The organism is Lysinibacillus sp. NPDC056220 (genome assembly GCF_049315265.1).
GTDB lineage: Bacteria > Bacillota > Bacilli > Bacillales_A > Planococcaceae > Lysinibacillus > Lysinibacillus pinottii.
In genome coordinates this window covers 602,261-620,415 of sequence record NZ_JBMOXD010000001.1, presented here as the reverse complement: position 1 = coordinate 620,415, position 18,155 = coordinate 602,261, and the positions used below count along the sequence as shown (strand labels likewise).

At 37.9% G+C, this 18,155-nt stretch carries 19 protein-coding genes; 13 read left to right on the top strand and 6 right to left on the bottom strand.

What is annotated here, in order from left to right; all coding sequences use genetic code 11:
- Positions 1-61 precede the first annotated feature (61 nt).
- Positions 62-1,531, bottom strand: a complete 1,470-nt coding sequence (locus tag ACOZBY_RS03040) for an aminotransferase class I/II-fold pyridoxal phosphate-dependent enzyme (RefSeq protein WP_031418880.1) — start codon at positions 1,529-1,531, stop codon at positions 62-64.
- Positions 1,532-1,675: 144 nt separating this feature from the next.
- Here ACOZBY_RS03040 and ACOZBY_RS03035 point away from each other — a divergent pair, with 144 nt between their 5' ends.
- Positions 1,676-2,635 carry an NAD(P)H-dependent flavin oxidoreductase gene (locus ACOZBY_RS03035; RefSeq protein ID WP_031418882.1) on the top strand — a complete coding sequence of 320 codons (960 nt, stop codon included), beginning with the start codon at positions 1,676-1,678 and terminating at the stop codon, positions 2,633-2,635.
- 20 nt (positions 2,636-2,655) lie between these two features.
- Positions 2,656-2,943 carry a UPF0223 family protein gene (locus ACOZBY_RS03030; RefSeq protein ID WP_012293108.1) on the top strand — a complete coding sequence of 96 codons (288 nt, stop codon included), beginning with the start codon at positions 2,656-2,658 and terminating at the stop codon, positions 2,941-2,943.
- A gap of 101 nt (positions 2,944-3,044) precedes the next feature.
- On the opposite strand, the gene ACOZBY_RS03025 is transcribed toward ACOZBY_RS03030, so the two are convergent.
- Positions 3,045-3,680 (bottom strand): YktB family protein, encoded by a 636-nt coding sequence (locus ACOZBY_RS03025; RefSeq protein WP_031418885.1) that lies wholly within the window; start codon positions 3,678-3,680, stop codon positions 3,045-3,047.
- 125 nt (positions 3,681-3,805) lie between these two features.
- Here ACOZBY_RS03025 and ACOZBY_RS03020 point away from each other — a divergent pair, with 125 nt between their 5' ends.
- The gene (locus ACOZBY_RS03020; RefSeq protein WP_012293110.1) at positions 3,806-4,003 is read left to right on the top strand and encodes a hypothetical protein; all 198 of its coding nucleotides are present in this window, start codon (positions 3,806-3,808) and stop codon (positions 4,001-4,003) included.
- 237 nt (positions 4,004-4,240) lie between these two features.
- Positions 4,241-5,035, top strand: a complete 795-nt coding sequence (locus tag ACOZBY_RS03015) for an inositol monophosphatase family protein (RefSeq protein ID WP_012293111.1) — start codon at positions 4,241-4,243, stop codon at positions 5,033-5,035.
- A gap of 39 nt (positions 5,036-5,074) precedes the next feature.
- On the opposite strand, the gene ACOZBY_RS03010 is transcribed toward ACOZBY_RS03015, so the two are convergent.
- Complete coding sequence (locus tag ACOZBY_RS03010) at positions 5,075-5,260, bottom strand: DUF5325 family protein (protein WP_012293112.1); 186 nt, start codon at positions 5,258-5,260, stop codon at positions 5,075-5,077.
- A gap of 138 nt (positions 5,261-5,398) precedes the next feature.
- On the opposite strand from ACOZBY_RS03010, the gene typA reads away from it, so the two are divergent.
- From typA to ACOZBY_RS02985, 5 genes are all read left to right on the top strand, one after another.
- The gene (typA, locus tag ACOZBY_RS03005) at positions 5,399-7,243 is read left to right on the top strand and encodes a translational GTPase TypA (RefSeq protein ID WP_008173982.1); all 1,845 of its coding nucleotides are present in this window, start codon (positions 5,399-5,401) and stop codon (positions 7,241-7,243) included.
- A 29-nt stretch (positions 7,244-7,272) separates the two neighbouring features.
- A complete protein-coding gene (locus tag ACOZBY_RS03000; protein WP_031418888.1) occupies positions 7,273-7,671 on the top strand; it encodes a YlaH-like family protein in 399 nt (132 codons plus the stop codon).
- Between the two features lie 230 nt (positions 7,672-7,901).
- A complete protein-coding gene (locus tag ACOZBY_RS02995) occupies positions 7,902-8,894 on the top strand; it encodes an ABC transporter substrate-binding protein (RefSeq protein WP_031418889.1) in 993 nt (330 codons plus the stop codon).
- Entirely contained in the window at positions 8,894-9,661 is a 768-nt protein-coding gene (locus ACOZBY_RS02990) for an ABC transporter ATP-binding protein (protein ID WP_012293115.1), read from the top strand. Before ACOZBY_RS02995 ends, ACOZBY_RS02990 begins: the two co-directional genes overlap by 1 nt.
- Positions 9,654-10,448: an ABC transporter permease gene (locus tag ACOZBY_RS02985; protein WP_012293116.1), complete on the top strand. Its 795-nt coding sequence runs from the start codon at positions 9,654-9,656 to the stop codon at positions 10,446-10,448. Before ACOZBY_RS02990 ends, ACOZBY_RS02985 begins: the two co-directional genes overlap by 8 nt.
- Before the next feature lie 51 nt (positions 10,449-10,499).
- On the opposite strand, the gene ACOZBY_RS02980 is transcribed toward ACOZBY_RS02985, so the two are convergent.
- Together ACOZBY_RS02980 and ACOZBY_RS02975 are read right to left on the bottom strand one after the other, a co-directional pair.
- A complete protein-coding gene (locus ACOZBY_RS02980) occupies positions 10,500-10,703 on the bottom strand; it encodes a YlaI family protein (protein WP_012293117.1) in 204 nt (67 codons plus the stop codon).
- 11 nt (positions 10,704-10,714) lie between these two features.
- On the bottom strand, positions 10,715-11,215 hold the full coding sequence (locus tag ACOZBY_RS02975) for a hypothetical protein (RefSeq protein ID WP_012293118.1): 501 nt from the start codon (positions 11,213-11,215) through the stop codon (positions 10,715-10,717).
- A gap of 182 nt (positions 11,216-11,397) precedes the next feature.
- On the opposite strand from ACOZBY_RS02975, the gene ACOZBY_RS02970 reads away from it, so the two are divergent.
- From ACOZBY_RS02970 to ACOZBY_RS02955, 4 genes are all read left to right on the top strand, one after another.
- The gene (locus ACOZBY_RS02970) at positions 11,398-11,679 is read left to right on the top strand and encodes a YlaN family protein (RefSeq protein WP_012293119.1); all 282 of its coding nucleotides are present in this window, start codon (positions 11,398-11,400) and stop codon (positions 11,677-11,679) included.
- Between the two features lie 62 nt (positions 11,680-11,741).
- Entirely contained in the window at positions 11,742-12,923 is a 1,182-nt protein-coding gene (locus ACOZBY_RS02965) for an FtsW/RodA/SpoVE family cell cycle protein (RefSeq protein WP_012293120.1), read from the top strand.
- A gap of 12 nt (positions 12,924-12,935) precedes the next feature.
- Positions 12,936-16,370: a pyruvate carboxylase gene (gene pyc, locus ACOZBY_RS02960; RefSeq protein ID WP_012293121.1), complete on the top strand. Its 3,435-nt coding sequence runs from the start codon at positions 12,936-12,938 to the stop codon at positions 16,368-16,370.
- Between the two features lie 605 nt (positions 16,371-16,975).
- A complete protein-coding gene (locus tag ACOZBY_RS02955) occupies positions 16,976-17,164 on the top strand; it encodes a hypothetical protein (RefSeq protein ID WP_012293122.1) in 189 nt (62 codons plus the stop codon).
- Between the two features lie 50 nt (positions 17,165-17,214).
- Here ACOZBY_RS02955 and ACOZBY_RS02950 read toward each other — a convergent pair whose 3' ends face one another.
- Positions 17,215-18,138 (bottom strand): COX15/CtaA family protein, encoded by a 924-nt coding sequence (locus ACOZBY_RS02950; RefSeq protein ID WP_012293123.1) that lies wholly within the window; start codon positions 18,136-18,138, stop codon positions 17,215-17,217.
- Positions 18,139-18,155: the final 17 nt, after the last annotated feature.

Here is an 18,155-nt window from a genome sequence, read left to right as displayed (position 1 = left end):
AACCTCTGCTTTTTATAAATAATGAAAAAGCTAGCTCTCCTTGAAGAGCTAGCTTTTAAGATTAAATAATAGGTTTTCTTTCTTTTATAACACGAATCGTTTTTAATGTTGTATCCTCTGGTCCTTGAACTGGTAACCCCGCCTCAATATTCATTTGAATATAAAGTATATTTTCTTGAGTAATTATTTCCCCGGGAATAAAAATTGGAATTCCAGGAGGATATACCATAATAAATTCTGCACAAATACAGTTATCTGCTTCAGCAAGTGGAACTACCTCAGTATCAGCATAAAAAGCATCACGGGGTGACATAGCAAGCGCTGGAATATCTGGGACATTAACTACAGCCTCTGTGATAGCAGCTTCCGAATCAAATGCTTTTGACATACGAGATAATGCATTTACTAAAAGATTAATTTCTTTTTTCGTATCTCCTAATGTCACTAAGCATAAAATATTATAAAGGTCAGACAATTCTACTTCGATATTGGCATTATAACGTAACCATTCCTCAGCTCGATGCCCAGAAATACCCAAATCTTTGACACTTATAAGAAGCTTTAAAGGGTCCATATCATAAGTAGCAGATGAATGTAATTTCTCCTTGCCTGCACATTTTAAATGTGGGATTTGGTTAATTCGTTTACGTGCATCCTTTGCTAAACGTAGTGCATCGTCAATTAAATCATATCCATGAATCGCTAATTGACGTCGAGCTGTGTCAAGGGAAGCGAGCAATGGATAGGATGTTGATGTCGTTGTTAGCATAGAAAAAACAGCTTGTACACGTTTTGCTGAAACGAGTCCTTCTCGAACATTCAAAATGGATGTTTGTGTCATTGAACCACCAAGCTTATGAACACTTGTAGCAGCCATATCAGCACCTGCCTCCATTGCTGAATAAGGAAGGTCATCATGGAATTTAATGTGTACACCATGGGCTTCATCTACTACTACAGGTATATCACGGCTATGAGTGATTTCGACAATACGTTTTAAATCTGCTGTGAAGCCATAATAAGTTGGATTAATAACTAGCACAGCTTTTGTATCAGGATAAGCATTTAACGCTTTTTCGACAGCTTCAGGGGATATGCCATGAGAAATCCCGTATTCACTATCGACTTCAGGATGAATAAAAATAGGAATGGCACCAGCGAAAACGATCGCCGACATAATAGATTTATGGACATTCCGTGGCACTAGAATCTTATCGCCTGGACCAACGACGGTCAGAATCATCGTCATGATGGCGCCACTAGTACCTTGAACGGAAAAGAATGTATGATCAGCACCAAAAGCTTCTGCTGCAAGATTTTGCGCTTCTTTAATAGCACCCTTTGGTGAATGTAAATCGTCTAGTGGAGCAATATTAATTAAATCAATTGATAAAACGTTGTCGCCGACGAATTCTCGGAAAGCAGGGTCCATCCCTTGCCCTTTCTTATGGCCTGGAATATGGAACTGAATGGGATGTCTGTTCCGATGTTTAAGTAATACGTCGAACAATGGAGTCTCTAGTTGTGACAACGCAGGTACCACCTCACTTTTAATTATCTAAGAAAACAAATGAATTATAGCACCTAACGACACGAAAAAATAGACTTTTCATAAAAAATAAAAGGATTTTTTAAGGATATCGAGAAATTAATACCGAATGAAAGGGGAGGTATTATGAGTTGGAATACACGGGTGACAGAGCTTTTACAAGTAAAATACCCAATTATTCAAGGTGGTTTAGCGTATTTAGCCTATGCTGATTTAGCTGCAGCAGTGTCGAATGCTGGAGGGTTAGGTCAAATAACAGCAATGAGTTTACGAAGCCCTGACTTATTGCGAGCAGAGATTCATAAAGTACGAACATTAACAGATAAGCCTTTTGGCGTAAACTTTGCTATTGGTATGCATGGTACAGGCTATGAGGAAATGGTTCTCGTTGCAGTGGAAGAAGAAGTACCTGTTGTGACGATGACTGGAGGTAATCCTGCACCCATTTTTGATTTATTAGCAGGTACAGATATAAAAAAAATGGTACTGGTAGCTGCACGTAGACAAGCACAAAAAGCTGAGCAGCTTGGAGCAGATGCTGTAATGGTTGTTGGACAAGAGGGTGGCGGACATCTTGGAAGAGATGATGTAGGTACGATGGTGCTCGTCCCACAGGTTGTTGATAGTGTAAAAATCCCAGTTATTGCTTCAGGGGGGATTGGCGATGGCCGAGGCTGGATGGCTGCCCATGCATTGGGAGCTGAAGGAATTGAAATGGGTACTCGCTTTATTGCAACTAAAGAATGTGTTGATGCTTCTGCAGCTTATAAAGAGGCACTAATAGCAAGCACAGAGGCTGATACAACGATTATAAAACGTTCTATTGGTGCACCTGCTCGTGCTTTACGAAATGAGTTTACGGCAAAAATTTTAGATATTGAGAAAAAAGAGCCAACCTATGAAGCGTTAAAGGAATATATAAGTGGTTCAGCGAATAAGCGTTTTATTTATGATGGTGAACAAAAGCAAGGCTTTGGTTGGGCTGGACAAGTAACAGGGATGATTCATGATATTCCAACCGTTGAGGAATTAATCAATCGAATGGTTGCAGAAGCGGAAAGTATCCGGTTAAAATGGGGGCAATAATGTAAAGGTGGTTTTGTCGAATGGAATATTCTTATCCGTTTTCAACAGATTGGTCTACAGAGGAGATTGTGGATGTTGTTCAATTTTTTGAAGGAATTGAACAAGCTCATGAAAAGGGCATCAAGCGTGAGGTTATGATGGCTAAATATCGCCGCTTTAAGGAAATTGTTCCTTCACAGGCTGAGGAAAAAACAATCTTTCGTGAATTTGAAGAAGCGAGTGGCTATATTAGCTATCCTGTTGTTAAACAAACAAAAGAAGCCGCAGATGGTACAATTATAAAAATAGTCCCTAAAAAAAATCGATAAGAAAGCGGATGTGAGAAAAACTCACATCCGCTTTTTATTTTAGGGTGTTAAAAAACGACATTTGGCATACACTACTTCAACAAATAACATTAGGTTAAAGCTTATTTTAGGTCCTTCCCAACGATGACATTGTAAAAAGGTAGCAGGCTGTTGAATGTTTGTTCCGTTAACTGGTGGAATTCACTGGCAGTTAATTTTGTTGCTTGGTCTTTTGGAATATGGCGACCAATTAAAAACTCACCTTTTTTTACATCTCGCAGACGTAAGAGCAATTCCTTAAGCTTGTCTTCTTTCGCCTCTTCAAGTGAAATGGCCTCTGGGGACATATGATCACCAGACACAATAAAGTCATCAGATAGCTGCTCAAATAAGGATGGATGAGCGAGTAAACGTTCTGCCATTACATTTTTTTGAGGAGCTTCATAAATAATAGCTAAGACGATGAATAAATGTGAGTGCCATAGACCAATCTGAAAGTGAGGCAATGATTTATAACCTCTTTTATACGGGGCGAAGGCAACCCAACTATCTTGTGGAGGGTTGACAGTTCTTCGAGCGTGTTTGGCAACATGAGGAAAGAATTCTTCACCTAGCTGGCTTGAGAAATAGGTGGCAAAATCATCACCAAGCTGATGGAATTTTGGGCGTACATGATCGTTTAATGCATTCATCCTTTGTTCTAAACCGTCTATTTTAAAAACATTAAAATCTTTGTTTGTCCACTTTATTTTAGGCAATTTTATTTTACTCCTTTCGTTTTATAAGGTTTATTTTACGCTGATTTTGGGAAAAAATCTTATAACAAGAACTATATCGAATTAGAAAAGTTTTTGTAAAAAAATTTAAAAAAGGAAGTGTTTTTATGAAACCAATCGTAAAAATTATACGTAAAGTTGACATTGAAAAGCAATATGAACACATTTTACAATTGGAATTAGATTATGAATTAGCTTCGCTGTTTGCAGCGATGAATGAAAAAAACGAAATTGAAATTGAAAAAAGTAAAAAACGTCTTGGAGAAATCCAGATGGAACTTGAAAGCTTGCACGCCTATGCGTAATCAAAATCTTATACCCATTTAAAAAATCACTTGCTGAATATTCCGACAGCAGGTGATTTTTATTGTGACAAAGGGTAAAATAGATACTATATTAAGCGAAATGAATTTCAGTAATTCTCGAAATTCATGTTTTATATCGCTATAAAGACATTGTAAAGAGATGGAACAGATGAAACTAAATGAATAAAGAGTGAGGAAAGAAAAGGCTTTTTCTTATATTCGAAGGGTGGGTTTTAATTGGATTTACAACAAATAGATGAATTTGCGAAAAGTATAATCTTTGAAGCTGGAAGGCGTATTCGAAAAGCCTTCTCGTATAATTTAGTCATTGAGACAAAATCAGGTGCCAATGACCTGGTAACAAATATTGACCGAGAGACTGAGTTATTTTTTATCGACCAAATTAAAGCTTTTAATCCAGCCCACAAAATTTTAGGCGAAGAAGGAATGGGAGAAAAGGTAGAGTCATTAGATGGTGTAGTTTGGATTATTGATCCAATAGATGGCACAATGAATTTTGTCAAACAACATCGTCACTTTATGATTTCAATAGGTATTTTTATTAATGGGGTAGGCAAGTTAGGGTACATATTTGATGTCATGCGTGAAGATTTATTTTATGCGATTGAAGGCCAAGGCGCATGGTATAACGATTCTCCATTGCGGAAACTTCAATCCGTTACGATGGAGGAATCAGTCATCGGCATCAATGCACATTGGGTAGCACCTAATCGACATATTCATCATGAAAAGGTCATTGAAATGGTCCGCAAAGTTAGGGGCACGCGTTCCTATGGCTCAGCTTGTATGGAAATCGCATTTGTTGTTAGTGGGAAGTTGGATGCTTACGTTTCCATGCGCCTATCACCGTGGGATATAGCAGGTGGTACCATTATTGCTCAAGAGGTTGGGGCCATTGCCACAAATTTGCATGGAGAGGGCTTTGACTTCTTGCATCAAGACACTTTTATTATCGCTAATCCTTCCATTCATAGAGAATTATTGGAAAAATATATTGTACCTTATGAATAAAAAGGAGCCGTCTAGTTACTAGACAGCTCCTTTTTTTAACTAAAGTAAACCTTGCATACGTAGTTTACGCTTCATTTTAAAGGCTGTCATGAAAATGACACAAGTAGCGACAATACCTGCTATTGCACCAAGTACACTACTAGCCGCCACTGAATAGCCAATTGAACACATTGCTAAAACAGCTGCTAATGCATAAATAGCCATTACGAATTTTGCACGATTCATAGCCTAGCCTCCTATATAAAAAATTTATCGATCAAATATATTTTTTAGAATGATGGAAATTCTAATAAGGACATTTCTATCCTTCTTGTGCTATAATATCACAGTTAAACATTCGAAAAAAGAATATGGAGTGGAATAATGACAAACTTACGTCAAGATCTTCGCAATATCGCAATAATCGCCCACGTTGACCATGGTAAAACTACCTTAGTCGACCAATTACTAAAACAATCAGGTACATTCCGTTCAAACGAACGTGTTGAAGAACGTGCAATGGACTCTAATGATATTGAACGCGAACGTGGTATTACGATTTTAGCTAAAAATACAGCAGTAAACTATGAAGGAACTCGTATCAACATCCTTGATACGCCTGGACACGCTGACTTTGGTGGTGAGGTAGAACGTATTTTAAAAATGGTAGACGGCGTTTTACTAGTTGTCGATGCGTATGAAGGTTGTATGCCTCAAACACGTTTCGTATTAAAAAAAGCATTAGAACAACGTCTAACACCAATCGTTGTTGTTAATAAAGTAGACAAAGACTCAGCTCGTCCACTAGAAGTAGTAGATGAAGTACTTGAATTATTTATCGAGCTAGGTGCAGATGACGATCAATTAGACTTCCCTGTAGTCTATGCTTCAGGTGTAAATGGTACAGCTTCTTTAGACGCTGATCCATCTAAACAAGAAGAAAATATGAAATGTCTATTTGAAAAAGTTATTGAATCTATCCCAGCACCAGTTGATAACTCAGAAGACCCATTACAATTCCAAGTAGCTTTACTTGACTATAATGACTTCGTTGGACGTATCGGAATTGGCCGCGTATTCCGTGGAACAATTTCTGTAGGTCAACAAGTTGCACTGATGAAATTAGATGGTACAGTGAAAAACTTCCGTGTAACGAAGATCTTTGGTTTCTTCGGTTTAAAACGTGAAGAAGTAGAGACAGCAAAAGCTGGTGATTTAATCGCCGTTTCTGGTATGGAAGATATCAACGTAGGTGAAACAGTTTGTCCTGTTGAGCACCAAGAAGCGCTTACGCCATTACGTATCGATGAACCAACTTTACAAATGACATTCTTAGTAAACAACTCTCCATTTGCAGGTCGTGAAGGGAAATGGGTTACATCTCGTAAAGTAGAAGAGCGTTTACGTGCTCAATTACAAACGGACGTATCATTACGAGTTGAAGATACTGACTCTCCAGATGCTTGGACAGTTTCAGGTCGTGGTGAGCTTCACCTATCGATCCTTATCGAAAATATGCGTCGTGAAGGTTTTGAATTACAAGTATCAAAACCACAAGTAATCGTGCGTGAAATCGATGGTGTAAAATGTGAACCATTTGAGCGCGTTCAAATCGATGTACCGGAAGAAAATGTTGGTTCAATTATTGAATCTATTGGTACACGTAAAGGTGAAATGCTTGATATGGTGAATAACGGCAGTGGTCAAGTTCGTTTAACGTTCTTAGTACCGGCTCGTGGTTTGATCGGTTATACGACTGAATTCATGTCAATGACAAAAGGTTTTGGTATTATCAACCATACGTTTGATTGCTACCAACCATTACTACCAGGTAAAATTGGTGGACGTCACCAAGGTGTGCTAGTTTCTATGGAAACTGGTAAATCAACAACTTATGGTATGATGCAAATTGAAGATCGTGGTACACTGTTCTTGGAGCCAGGTACAGATATTTACGAAGGTATGATCGTTGGAGAAAATACTCGTGACGCTGATATCACTGTAAACATCACTAAAATGAAACAAAAAACAAACATTCGTTCAGCAAATAAAGACCAAACGAATGTTATTAAAAAACCACGTATTTTATCTTTAGAAGAAGCGCTTGAATACTTAGGTGATGATGAGTATTTAGAAATTACACCAGAATCTATTCGTCTGCGTAAAAAAATTCTAGATAAAAATGAACGTGAGAAAGCAGCGAAAAAATTACGTAACGCAGAACAATAATTTTCGCTGACATGAAAGGAAGAGGAGTCTTGGATATTAAGTCCGCTTTATTGGGTGAACTAAATGTTATTCAAGTTGCTGCACAGACAAGTTCCGAGGAAACAACAAGAGTTTTTGGAAGAATGGCGGGTATAACTAGATTTTTATACGAAAATTTACCAAGCTATGAAATTGCAGGCTATGTTGTATTTCTTCTTGTATTTGCACTTTCTGCCATTGTCTATAAGCTTGGCTTTGCCAAGAAATTAAAACTATCTCAAAACATTATTATTTATGCGTTCCTCTTTTTGGGTTGTATCATGCTAACATTCTTCGCTCTATTCTTGCCAATGATTGAGGGCTTGATTGTAGCCGCCTTAATTTTAATTGTTTATAAAACAAGATTATGGCGTGAAAAAAGAGAAGAGCAACAAGCTGCCAATCAATAAAAGGCAGTACGTATTATGTATTTAGAGCTTTAATCGTTTATCAAAAAGCCTTAGCACAGTAGTTGCTAAGGCTTTTTTTATATAACTAAAAACTTCTTCAAAAAAATCCTATTGCATACCTAATGCTACACAATTACAAAATCAATATAAAATGGTTGGCACCGAATTCTTCAGATGTGAATAAGTTAATGTCGATAGGCTTATTTTCATCACATCAAGGAGGAAAGGGAATGCGTTGGCTTACAAAAGGTTTTCTAATAGGTGTCATTGCTTTGTTACTCCTTTCTTTGACAGCATGTAATAAAGCAGAGCTAGAAAAAGTCAAAGTTGGAGAAGTAACTCGTTCGATTTTTTATGCACCTCAATATGTAGCGCTTGAAAAAGGATTCTTCAAGGATGAGGGTCTTTCTGTAGAGCTACAAACGATAGCTGGTGGCGATAAAACTATGACGGCATTGCTGTCAGATGGTATTGATATTGCTTTAGTCGGGTCAGAAACTTCCATTTACGTCACATTACAAGGGGCGAATGATCCCATTCAGAATTTTGCTCAGTTAACCCAAACTGACGGTACTTTTTTAGTTGCAAGGGAAAAAATAAATAATTTTTCATGGGATCAATTGAAGGATTCTACATTTTTAGGGCAGCGTAAAGGGGGAATGCCGCAAATGGCAGGGGAATTCGTGTTGAAGAAGCATGGCATTGACCCTGTTAATGATTTAACCCTTATACAAAATATTGATTTTGCGAATATTGCTACAGCTTTTGCCTCGGGTACTGGTGATTATGTGCAGCTATTTGAACCAACAGCTAGCGTATTTGAAAAAGAGGGGAAAGGCTATATAGTAGCATCTTTCGGCACGGAGTCTGGTAATTTGCCTTATACGTCCTTTATGGCGAAAAGCAGTTATTTAAAGGATGATAAGAAGACAGTTCAAGCCTTTACAAATGCCTTGCAGCGAGCACAGGATTTTGTACAGCAAGAGAGTGCCGCTGAAGTGGCAAAAATTATTCAACCTTATTTTGAAAATGTAGATGTTGCGATTATTGAAACAGTAATCGAGCGTTATAAAGCACAAGGCTCTTATGCAACAGACCCAATCCTCGATGAGGGGGAGTGGGATAACTTGCAAACAATAATGGAGGAAGCAGGTGAACTTCCTCAACGTGTGGAGTATGAAAAACTTGTGAACACAACTTTTGCTAAAAAGGCTGCTGAGTAATGGAATTTTTACAGCTAGAGAATATTCACCATAGTTATTTTTCAAGCACCCAGGCAAAGGAAGTATTACGTGATATTAGCTTGGCCATTCGTGAAGGAGAGTTTGTGTCGTTTATCGGGCCTAGTGGCTGTGGCAAAACGACGTTATTATCAATAATCGCTGGTTTGTTTCCAGCAACAGAAGGCAAGGTCTATATAGATGGTGAGGAACTATCGGCATATAATCAATCAAGCATTGGCTATATGCTTCAGCAGGACTATTTATTTCCGTGGAAAACGATTGAAGAAAACGTTACTATTGGTTTGAAAATTATGGAGCGAAGCAATAATACGCATAAAGTAACGGCCAATGCTCTTTTGCAAGAAGTAGGATTACCAAATGTGGGAAACAATTATCCACGAGAATTATCAGGGGGTATGAGACAACGTGTGGCACTTGCTCGCACCTTAGCAGTAAATCCTAAAATTTTATTGTTAGATGAACCATTTTCAGCTCTTGATTATCAATCAAAATTAAAGCTTGAGGATTTAGTTGTAGAAACATTAAAGACCTATAGAAAGACAGCAATTCTTGTGACACATGATATTGGAGAGGCAATAGCTATGAGTGAGCGTGTCTTTTTATTTTCTGCCAATCCAGGGACATTGCATAAAGTGTTTGAAATACCTGAAGAACTTCGTGAATTGTCACCGTTTGAGGTAAGACAGCATCCGACCTATGCAGATGTATTCCAAATCATTTGGAAGGAGCTGGAGAGCCTTGGATAACACATTATTTAAACAATATCAGCAAATGCTGAAAAAAGAAAAACGCTTTGTACGGCTATATCAGCTTATTATTCTGCTTCTTTTCTTTGGAGGTTGGGAGCTGCTTTCTAGATTAGAATGGATTGACCGTTTAATTTTTAGTTCACCGACACAAGTTTGGCATACATTTATCGAAAAAGTAATTGATGGAACTTTAACATTGCATGTTGGTGTGACATTAATGGAAACGGTTATTGGCTTTATTGCTGGGACTTTACTGGGGACGCTCATAGCTATCCTATTGTGGTGGTCACCATTTCTATCGAAGGTACTCGACCCTTATTTAGTTATTTTAAATGCGATGCCAAAAGTGGCGCTAGGACCTATTCTTATTGTTGCACTAGGCCCGGGTTATTTTTCCATCATTGCGATGGGGGCTTTAATTTCCATTATTATTACGACCATCGTAGTATATACGGCCTTTAAAGGTGTTGATCCGAATTACAGTAAAGTCCTACAAACATTCGGTGCAACTAGGTGGCAAATCTTTCGAGAAGTCATCTTACCAGCATCCTTTCCGACCATAATTTCAACCTTGAAGGTGAATGTGGGACTATCGTGGGTTGGGGTTATTGTTGGTGAGTTTTTAGTTGCCTCTAAAGGTCTTGGCTATTTAATTATCTACGGCTTCCAAGTGTTTAATTTTAACCTTGTGCTCATGTCCTTGCTTATCATTGCATTTTTTGCAACGATTATGTATCAGGTGGTTGAGTTGATAGAAAAGTCGGTTATTAAAAATAATGGCTAATATAGTAAAGAGGTGTCTCCTATGGGAGGCACCTCTTTTTGGTTTTATACATTAAAATTCTTTATCCATTTGTGGTGAAGTTCTATAAAAACGGAAATTACCTGTTTCTAAACGTGCAACCGTATTTTCTTTAATACGATCATGGCAATTGTCACACATATAAGTATGGATTGGACGATTACGTAATTTTTTAGCTAAAGGTAAATTATCGTCTATATTTTGAATCGTATCGCAAATTACGCATTTTACGCGCATTGCATTCCCCCCTATTCAGCGCGAATGGCTAATACGTTTTTAATAGGATTGTCAAGATTTGAACCATCTCTCATTAATACATGGATAGGACCATCCTCTAAGAGTGGTTTGCCATCTTGGCTATATTTTAAAATAAGTTTATAGGCTTCTTCAATAGAAAAAGGATATTCCTGACCATTTTCACATTCAAAGATAATCTTTGTTGCTTCAGGTTTAATTTCAGCATTTTTCAAGAAATGACCTAATTCAATACCAAATGTGCCTGTTTCCATTCCTTTACGGTCAAATTTACGCTCTGATTTTAATGTAGGTGGAAATGTAGCTCCTTCCATAATCTCACGAGACCAGTGAGCACCAACTTCACGCATATATTTGATGTCTGAATCTTCCTCAACATCTTGTGTCGTGAAATATGTTTTTAAATCTAATTTACGGTCATCGAAAATCCAAACAGTGGGATCTAATGTTAATTGATATGATACTGCGCCCTTGATAGGAATTATTGTTTCCATGATAGAAATCCTCCTCAAATCTTGTATATCCATGACATAGTATAACGCTAATGCCTAAAAATAATAAAGAAATAAAATTGGAATTCGGTATTTTCCAATGAAGACACTTGCATTTTTAACGACTAAAAGATAAACTTTATTAAGATAGAATCGAAGAAATATCAGATAATGGGGGCGTCCTCATGGATACGAAATCACAAACTTCTTTTCAAGAAAAGGCTTTGGAGCTTTTAATTGCTGATGCAGATAAGATTGCTCGCCTTATTCGAGTACAAATGGATCATTTAACAATGCCACAATGCCCTTTATATGAGGAAGTATTAGATACACAAATGTTCGGCCTGTCTCGTGAAATTGATTTTGCTGTGAAGCTAGGTCTGATTGAACGTGAAAAAGGCAAGGAAATTCTCGATTCACTCGAGAAAGAACTTTCTGTACTACACGATGCGTATACAGACAAATAAAAAGAAAAAACTCAAACGCTTTTTTGCGCTTTGAGTTTTTTTACTAGAACGAGGTTTTTCAGATGAAACAATACTTAAAACGATATGCACAAAATTTTGATTACCCCTTATTTTTTACTGTCCTATTATTGAGCTTATTTGGATTAATTATGATTTATAGTTCAAGTATGATGGTAGCTATTGTACGTGAAGGAGAAGCGCCTGATTACTTTTACCAAAAGCAAATCACCAATTTAATAGTTGCCTCTTTAGGTTTTATTGTGGCAGCATTTTTCCCTTATAAGCATTATGCGAATAAGAATATTATGATGATACTTACTATCATATTAGCTGTTCTATTTACTTGGCTAAAGGTAGCAGGGCATGGTGCAGAAGATGTAGGGTCACAAAGTTGGATACGTGTGCCTGGTTTAGGAAACTTTCAGCCATCTGAATATGCAAAACTATTTATAATTTTATATTTTGCAGCTGCTTTTTATCGCAAATCACAAAAATATACATTTGAAAAACTTCAACCGACGGAAATCTTTTATCCCATTTTTCTATGGATTCTAGTAGTGGCTGGTGTTGCATTTGAAACAGATTTAGGGGCAGTTATTATTTTATGTGGTATTGCCGTATCCGTCGTAGCTTCCAGTGGTATTCCCTTTAAGACCTTTTGGAAATTTTTTGGTGTATTGGCGGCATTCGGTGCTGCAATCCTTGGCATACTTTTGTTATTCAAGGGTGAACTATTAACTGATAACCGAAAAGGGCGAATTTTATCTTATTTAAATCCGTTCGAATATGAAAATGGTAGTGGTCACCAAGTGGCCAATAGCTATTATGCAATTGGTGGAGGCGGCTTAGAAGGAAGAGGACTTGGTCAATCCATTCAAAAATTAGGGTACCTACCTGAACCACAAACAGATTTTATTATGGCTATAATTATGGAAGAATTAGGGATATGGGGAGTTTTAATCGTCCTGACTGGTTTAGGGTTTATCGTGTATAAAGGTTTTTCTATTGCTTTGCGAACAAAGGATCCAATGGCACGCATGATTGCGGCAGGTATTGCGAGCTGGATAGGCTGGCAATCGTTTATAAATCTTGGGGGTGTAACTGGGTTAATCCCGTTAACCGGTGTAACGTTACCTTTTATAAGCTATGGCGGTACATCTATAATCATTCTATCTTTAGCAATGGGAATATTAATCAATGTTTCTATGTTTGAAAAGGTAGAGAGGAAAAAAACACAATCATAAAGGGGGATATCTATGGAATCAATCAACAAAATCCTTGTAGCCAATCGAGGAGAAATTGCAATTCGTATTTTCCGTGCTTGTACGGAGCTGAATATCCAAACTGTTGCTATCTATTCAAGAGAAGATAGTGGTGCTTTTCATCGCTTTAAAGCTGATGAAGCTTATTTAGTGGGAGCGGGCAAGAAACCAATTGATGCCTATTTAGATATTGAAGGTATTATTGCCATCGCAAAAGATGCAGATGTTGATGCGATTCATCCTGGGTATGGTTTTTTATCAGAAAACGTGGAATTTGCACGTCGCTGTGAAGAAGAGGGTATTATCTTTATTGGACCAACTTCTGAACATTTAGATATGTTTGGGGATAAGGTTAAAGCACGTTTGCAAGCCATTGCGGCTGACATTCCTGTTATTCCTGGTACAGATGGCCCTGTAGCCAATTTAGCAGAGGTAGAGGCATTTGCTAGCACTTTTGGCTATCCAATTATGATTAAGGCAGCGCTTGGCGGTGGTGGTCGTGGCATGCGTCTTGTGCATGCAGCCGAGGAGCTTGCTTCTGCCTATGAACGCGCAAAATCAGAAGCAAAAGCTGCTTTTGGCTCTGATGAGGTGTATGTTGAAAAGGCCATTATAAAACCAAAGCATATTGAAGTACAAATTATTGGTGATCAGCAAGGCAATATTGTGCATTTATATGAACGCGATTGTTCAATCCAACGTCGTCACCAAAAGGTAGTTGAGATTGCTCCTTCTAACTCGATTTCCGAAGAGCTAAGAAATCGTATTTGTGCTGCTGCTGTGAAAATAATGAAGAATGTCTCGTACATAAATGCAGGGACAGTGGAATTTTTAGTCGCAGGGGACGATTTTTATTTCATCGAGGTAAACCCTCGCATTCAAGTAGAACATACGATTACAGAAATGATTACAGGTGTAGATATTGTTCATACCCAAATTAAGGTAGCAGCAGGTTATAGCCTGTTCAGCGAAGAAATTCATATGCCAAAGCAAGAAGATATGCCAATGATCGGCTATGCAATTCAGGCTCGTGTAACAACAGAGGACCCTGCTAACGACTTTATGCCGGATACAGGAAAGTTAATGGTTTACCGCTCTAGTGGTGGTTTTGGAGTGCGTTTAGATGCCGGTAATGGTTTCCAAGGTGCTGTTGTCACACCATACTATGATTCCTTACTCGTAAAAATCTCTACATCTGGCATGAATTTTAAAGAAGCTGCTGCGAAAATGGACCGAAATTTAAAAGAATTCCGTATTCGTGGCGTCAAAACGAATATTCCGTTTTTAAATAATGTTGTGACACATGAGAAATTTTTATCCGGTGCCTTTGATACAAGCTTTATTGACACTACACCAGAGCTGTTCCATTTCCCAGTACGTCAAGACCGGGGGACAAAGCTGTTAAGCTATATCGGTAATGTAACGTTAAACGGATTCCCTGGTGTGGAAAAGCAATCAAAGCCCATTTTTGTTCAACCGAACATTCCTAAAATAGATCGTTTAATTGTGCCACCAACCGGTACGAAACAAATTTTAGATACACAGGGAGCAGATGGCTTAGTGCAATGGATTTTAGCACAAGATGATGTGCTATTAACGGATACTACTTTCCGTGATGCTCATCAATCTCTTCTCGCTACTCGTGTACGCTCGCATGATATGTATCAAATTGCAGATGCAACAGCTCGTATGATGCATCAATTATTCTCTTTGGAAATGTGGGGCGGTGCTACGTTTGATGTGGCGTATCGCTTCTTAAAGGAGGACCCATGGGAGCGTTTAGCAAAACTACGTGAGCAAGTTCCAAACGTATTATTCCAAATGTTGTTGCGTGGTGCCAATGCTGTTGGTTACACGAACTATCCTGACAATTTAATCCGTGAATTTATCGCAGAATCAGCTGCATCGGGTATTGATGTGTTCCGTATTTTCGATAGCTTGAACTGGATTAAGGGAATGGAAGTAGCTATAGATGCAGCACGACAATCAGGGAAAATTGCGGAAGCGGCAATCTGCTATACTGGCGATATTCTGGATGATACTCGTGCGAAATATTCTGTGCAATATTATAAGGACATGGCCAAGGAACTTGAGGCATCTGGTGCTCATATTTTAGCTATTAAAGATATGGCTGGTTTACTGAAGCCAGAAGCAGCATATCGTTTAATTTCCGAATTAAAAGAGACGACAAGTCTGCCAATCCACTTGCATACCCATGACACTAGTGGTAATGGTATTTACTTATATGCAAAAGCCATTGAGGCAGGTGTAGATATCATTGATACAGCATTAGGGTCAATGGCGGGTCTCACATCTCAGCCAAGTGCAAACTCACTTTACTATGCCATGAAGGGCAGTAAACGTGAGCTCCGTGCAGACATCGATGCATTGGAAAGATTGTCTTATTATTGGGAAGATGTACGTAAATATTATAAGGATTTCGAAAGTGGCATGATTAGCCCACACTCTGAAATCTATGTACATGAGATGCCTGGAGGACAATATAGTAATCTACAACAACAGGCAAAAGCAGTAGGCCTTGGCGATCGCTGGGAAGAAGTTAAACGTATGTATTCCCGTGTGAACCTATTATTTGGGGACATTGTCAAAGTAACACCTTCCTCGAAGGTAGTAGGTGATATGGCACTCTTTATGGTACAAAATGACTTAGATGAAAATACTGTATTAACAAGGGGTCAAACGATTGATTTCCCAGACTCTGTTATTGAATTATTCCAAGGCTATCTAGGACAGCCACACGGCGGATTCCCTAAAGCATTGCAACAAGTAGTGCTAAAAGACCGTAAAGCTATTACAGTTCGACCTGGTGAATTATTAGAGCCTATTCAATTTGAACAATTGGAGGCAGTGCTAGAAGAAAAATTGAATCGTCCGGTTTCGAAAAAGGACGTATTGGCATATGCCCTTTATCCAAAAGTTTTTGAAGAGTATGCGAAAACGGCAGAATCTTTCGGTAATATTTCAGTTCTTGATACGCCTACATTCCTTTACGGCTTAAAGCTTGGTGAAATCATTGAAGTTGAAATCGAAAAAGGAAAAACGCTGATTATTAAACTGGTCTCTATCGGCGAACCGCAACATAATGGAACGCGTGTCCTGTACTTTGAGCTAAATGGTCAATCCCGTGAATTGGTCATTCAAGATATGACCGTGGAAGTAGATGGCAATCTGTCATTAAAGGCAGATCCAAGTAATCCAAATCAAATTGGTGCTACAATGCCTGGTACTGTATTGAAGGTCGTTGTGTCCAAAGGAAGTCCTGTAAAACGTGGTGATCATCTATTGATTACAGAGGCAATGAAAATGGAAACAACTGTCCAAGCACCAAAAGATGGTATCGTTAAAGAGGTTTATGCAAGTGCAGGAGATGCTATTTCAACAGGTGATTTGCTGATTGAAGTTGAATAACTGATAGTAATACAAGGTATGTAGATGCTTTTTTAATATCTGCATACCTTTTTTAATTGTAGAAATGAGAACAATTATATAGAATTTGATTAATTGATTAAGAGATGTTTGAGTAATCAATGAGATTTTATGGAAATTAATAAAAATACCTTTATTCAGGAAGCAAGGAAACAGCAAATTATTTGATGTAACTATAAGGACGTTCAGTGATATTGGCTATGTGAAGTCGAGTTTAGCCCAAATTGCAAATGTACTTTCATTAGCACAGCTTTAATTTCATATCATTTCGCAAAAACACATGTTGCGGATGATTCATTAGCTCATTTTATGGAGGTCATATCAAGAGATACACCCAGAAGGTAATACTGCGCTACTAGTACTGCTAATAACATTCCTTTTGATAAGTTGCCAGGTGATGGAGAAGATCTTTATTACAAGCCTTGAGCAATATATTAACTAAAGGAACAAGGGGAATATATTACATCTGTCCATGTTATGGTAAAACTTATTCAAGGATTGATTGGGGAGTACATGTTAAGAAGGATACCTCATCGAAGAGGTTATCAACATTAGCTGGACAGCTATGAAAGTAGAGGACACTAACCATGCCTAAAGCTTTATTTAATTGGATGTTTGTCATTGGTTTAATACTATTAGGTGGTCGTCTTGTAACAGTGATTTGTAGATATTTTGACATTCCATTTACATCATTCTTTAAAGACTACGCCCTAGTATCTATGATTATTTTAATAGTAGGGATTATTGGAACTGAATCTATGAAGAAACAACGATAAGAATAAAAAAAGATTCGTTACAAATACTGTAACGAATCTTTTTTATTAAACTATTTCATTTTTTCATTGTAGTTACTACGAGCAACGAGCATGATCATGTAACATAATAGACCGAACAAGAGAGAAATTAATAATGAATGCATTAAAGCGACTGTTAAGTTCAGTTTAGTTAGGACTACTAACATACCAGCAATCACTTGTAAAAATACTATAGTAAAAGCAATGATCCAACCATAGTAAACCACACGTTGATTTTTATATTCTTTCACAGCGTGCCAAGTTATGTATGCAATCCAAATGAAAATAATAAGAACAGCTAAACGATGTCCCATTTGCACCCATTCGTACATGTTATTTGGAGATGCTAATGGTGTTTCGTTATAGCAAAATGGCCAGTCTGGGCAAATTAAGCTCGAATCTGTATGTCGAACTAACGCACCGGTATAAACGACCAAATAAGAATAAATTGTGACAGCAATTGTATGCCAACGTAACTTTTTACCAATAAATACGTTATCGGCATCAAATTTCCGATCGACTTCAAATACAATCATAGAGAGAAGCAGAACCGCGGCAAAGGAAATAAGAGAAATACCAAAATGAAGTGCTAAGATGAAATCACCTTGCCCCCATAGTACTTGAGCAGCTCCAATAAGAGCCTGCGCAATTAAGAAAAACATTGCTAAAAAACCTAAAAGTTTTACTTCACGAATATGTCCGAGCTTACGCCATGTCCAAACTGTTAACACAAGAATTGAAATAGATACGACTCCAGTAACAAGACGATGTGAGAATTCAATAAGGACTTCCGGTGTAATCTCCTTTGGAATAAGAGATCCATTACAATCAGGCCAGTTTCGACCACAGCCTAAGCCACTATCTGTTTTCGTAACGAGAGCCCCACCTAATAAAATAAGGAGCATCCCTACCGTAGCGGCAACAGCAAACCACTTTAAATATCTATTGTGTTGCATAAAATGAGTCACCTACT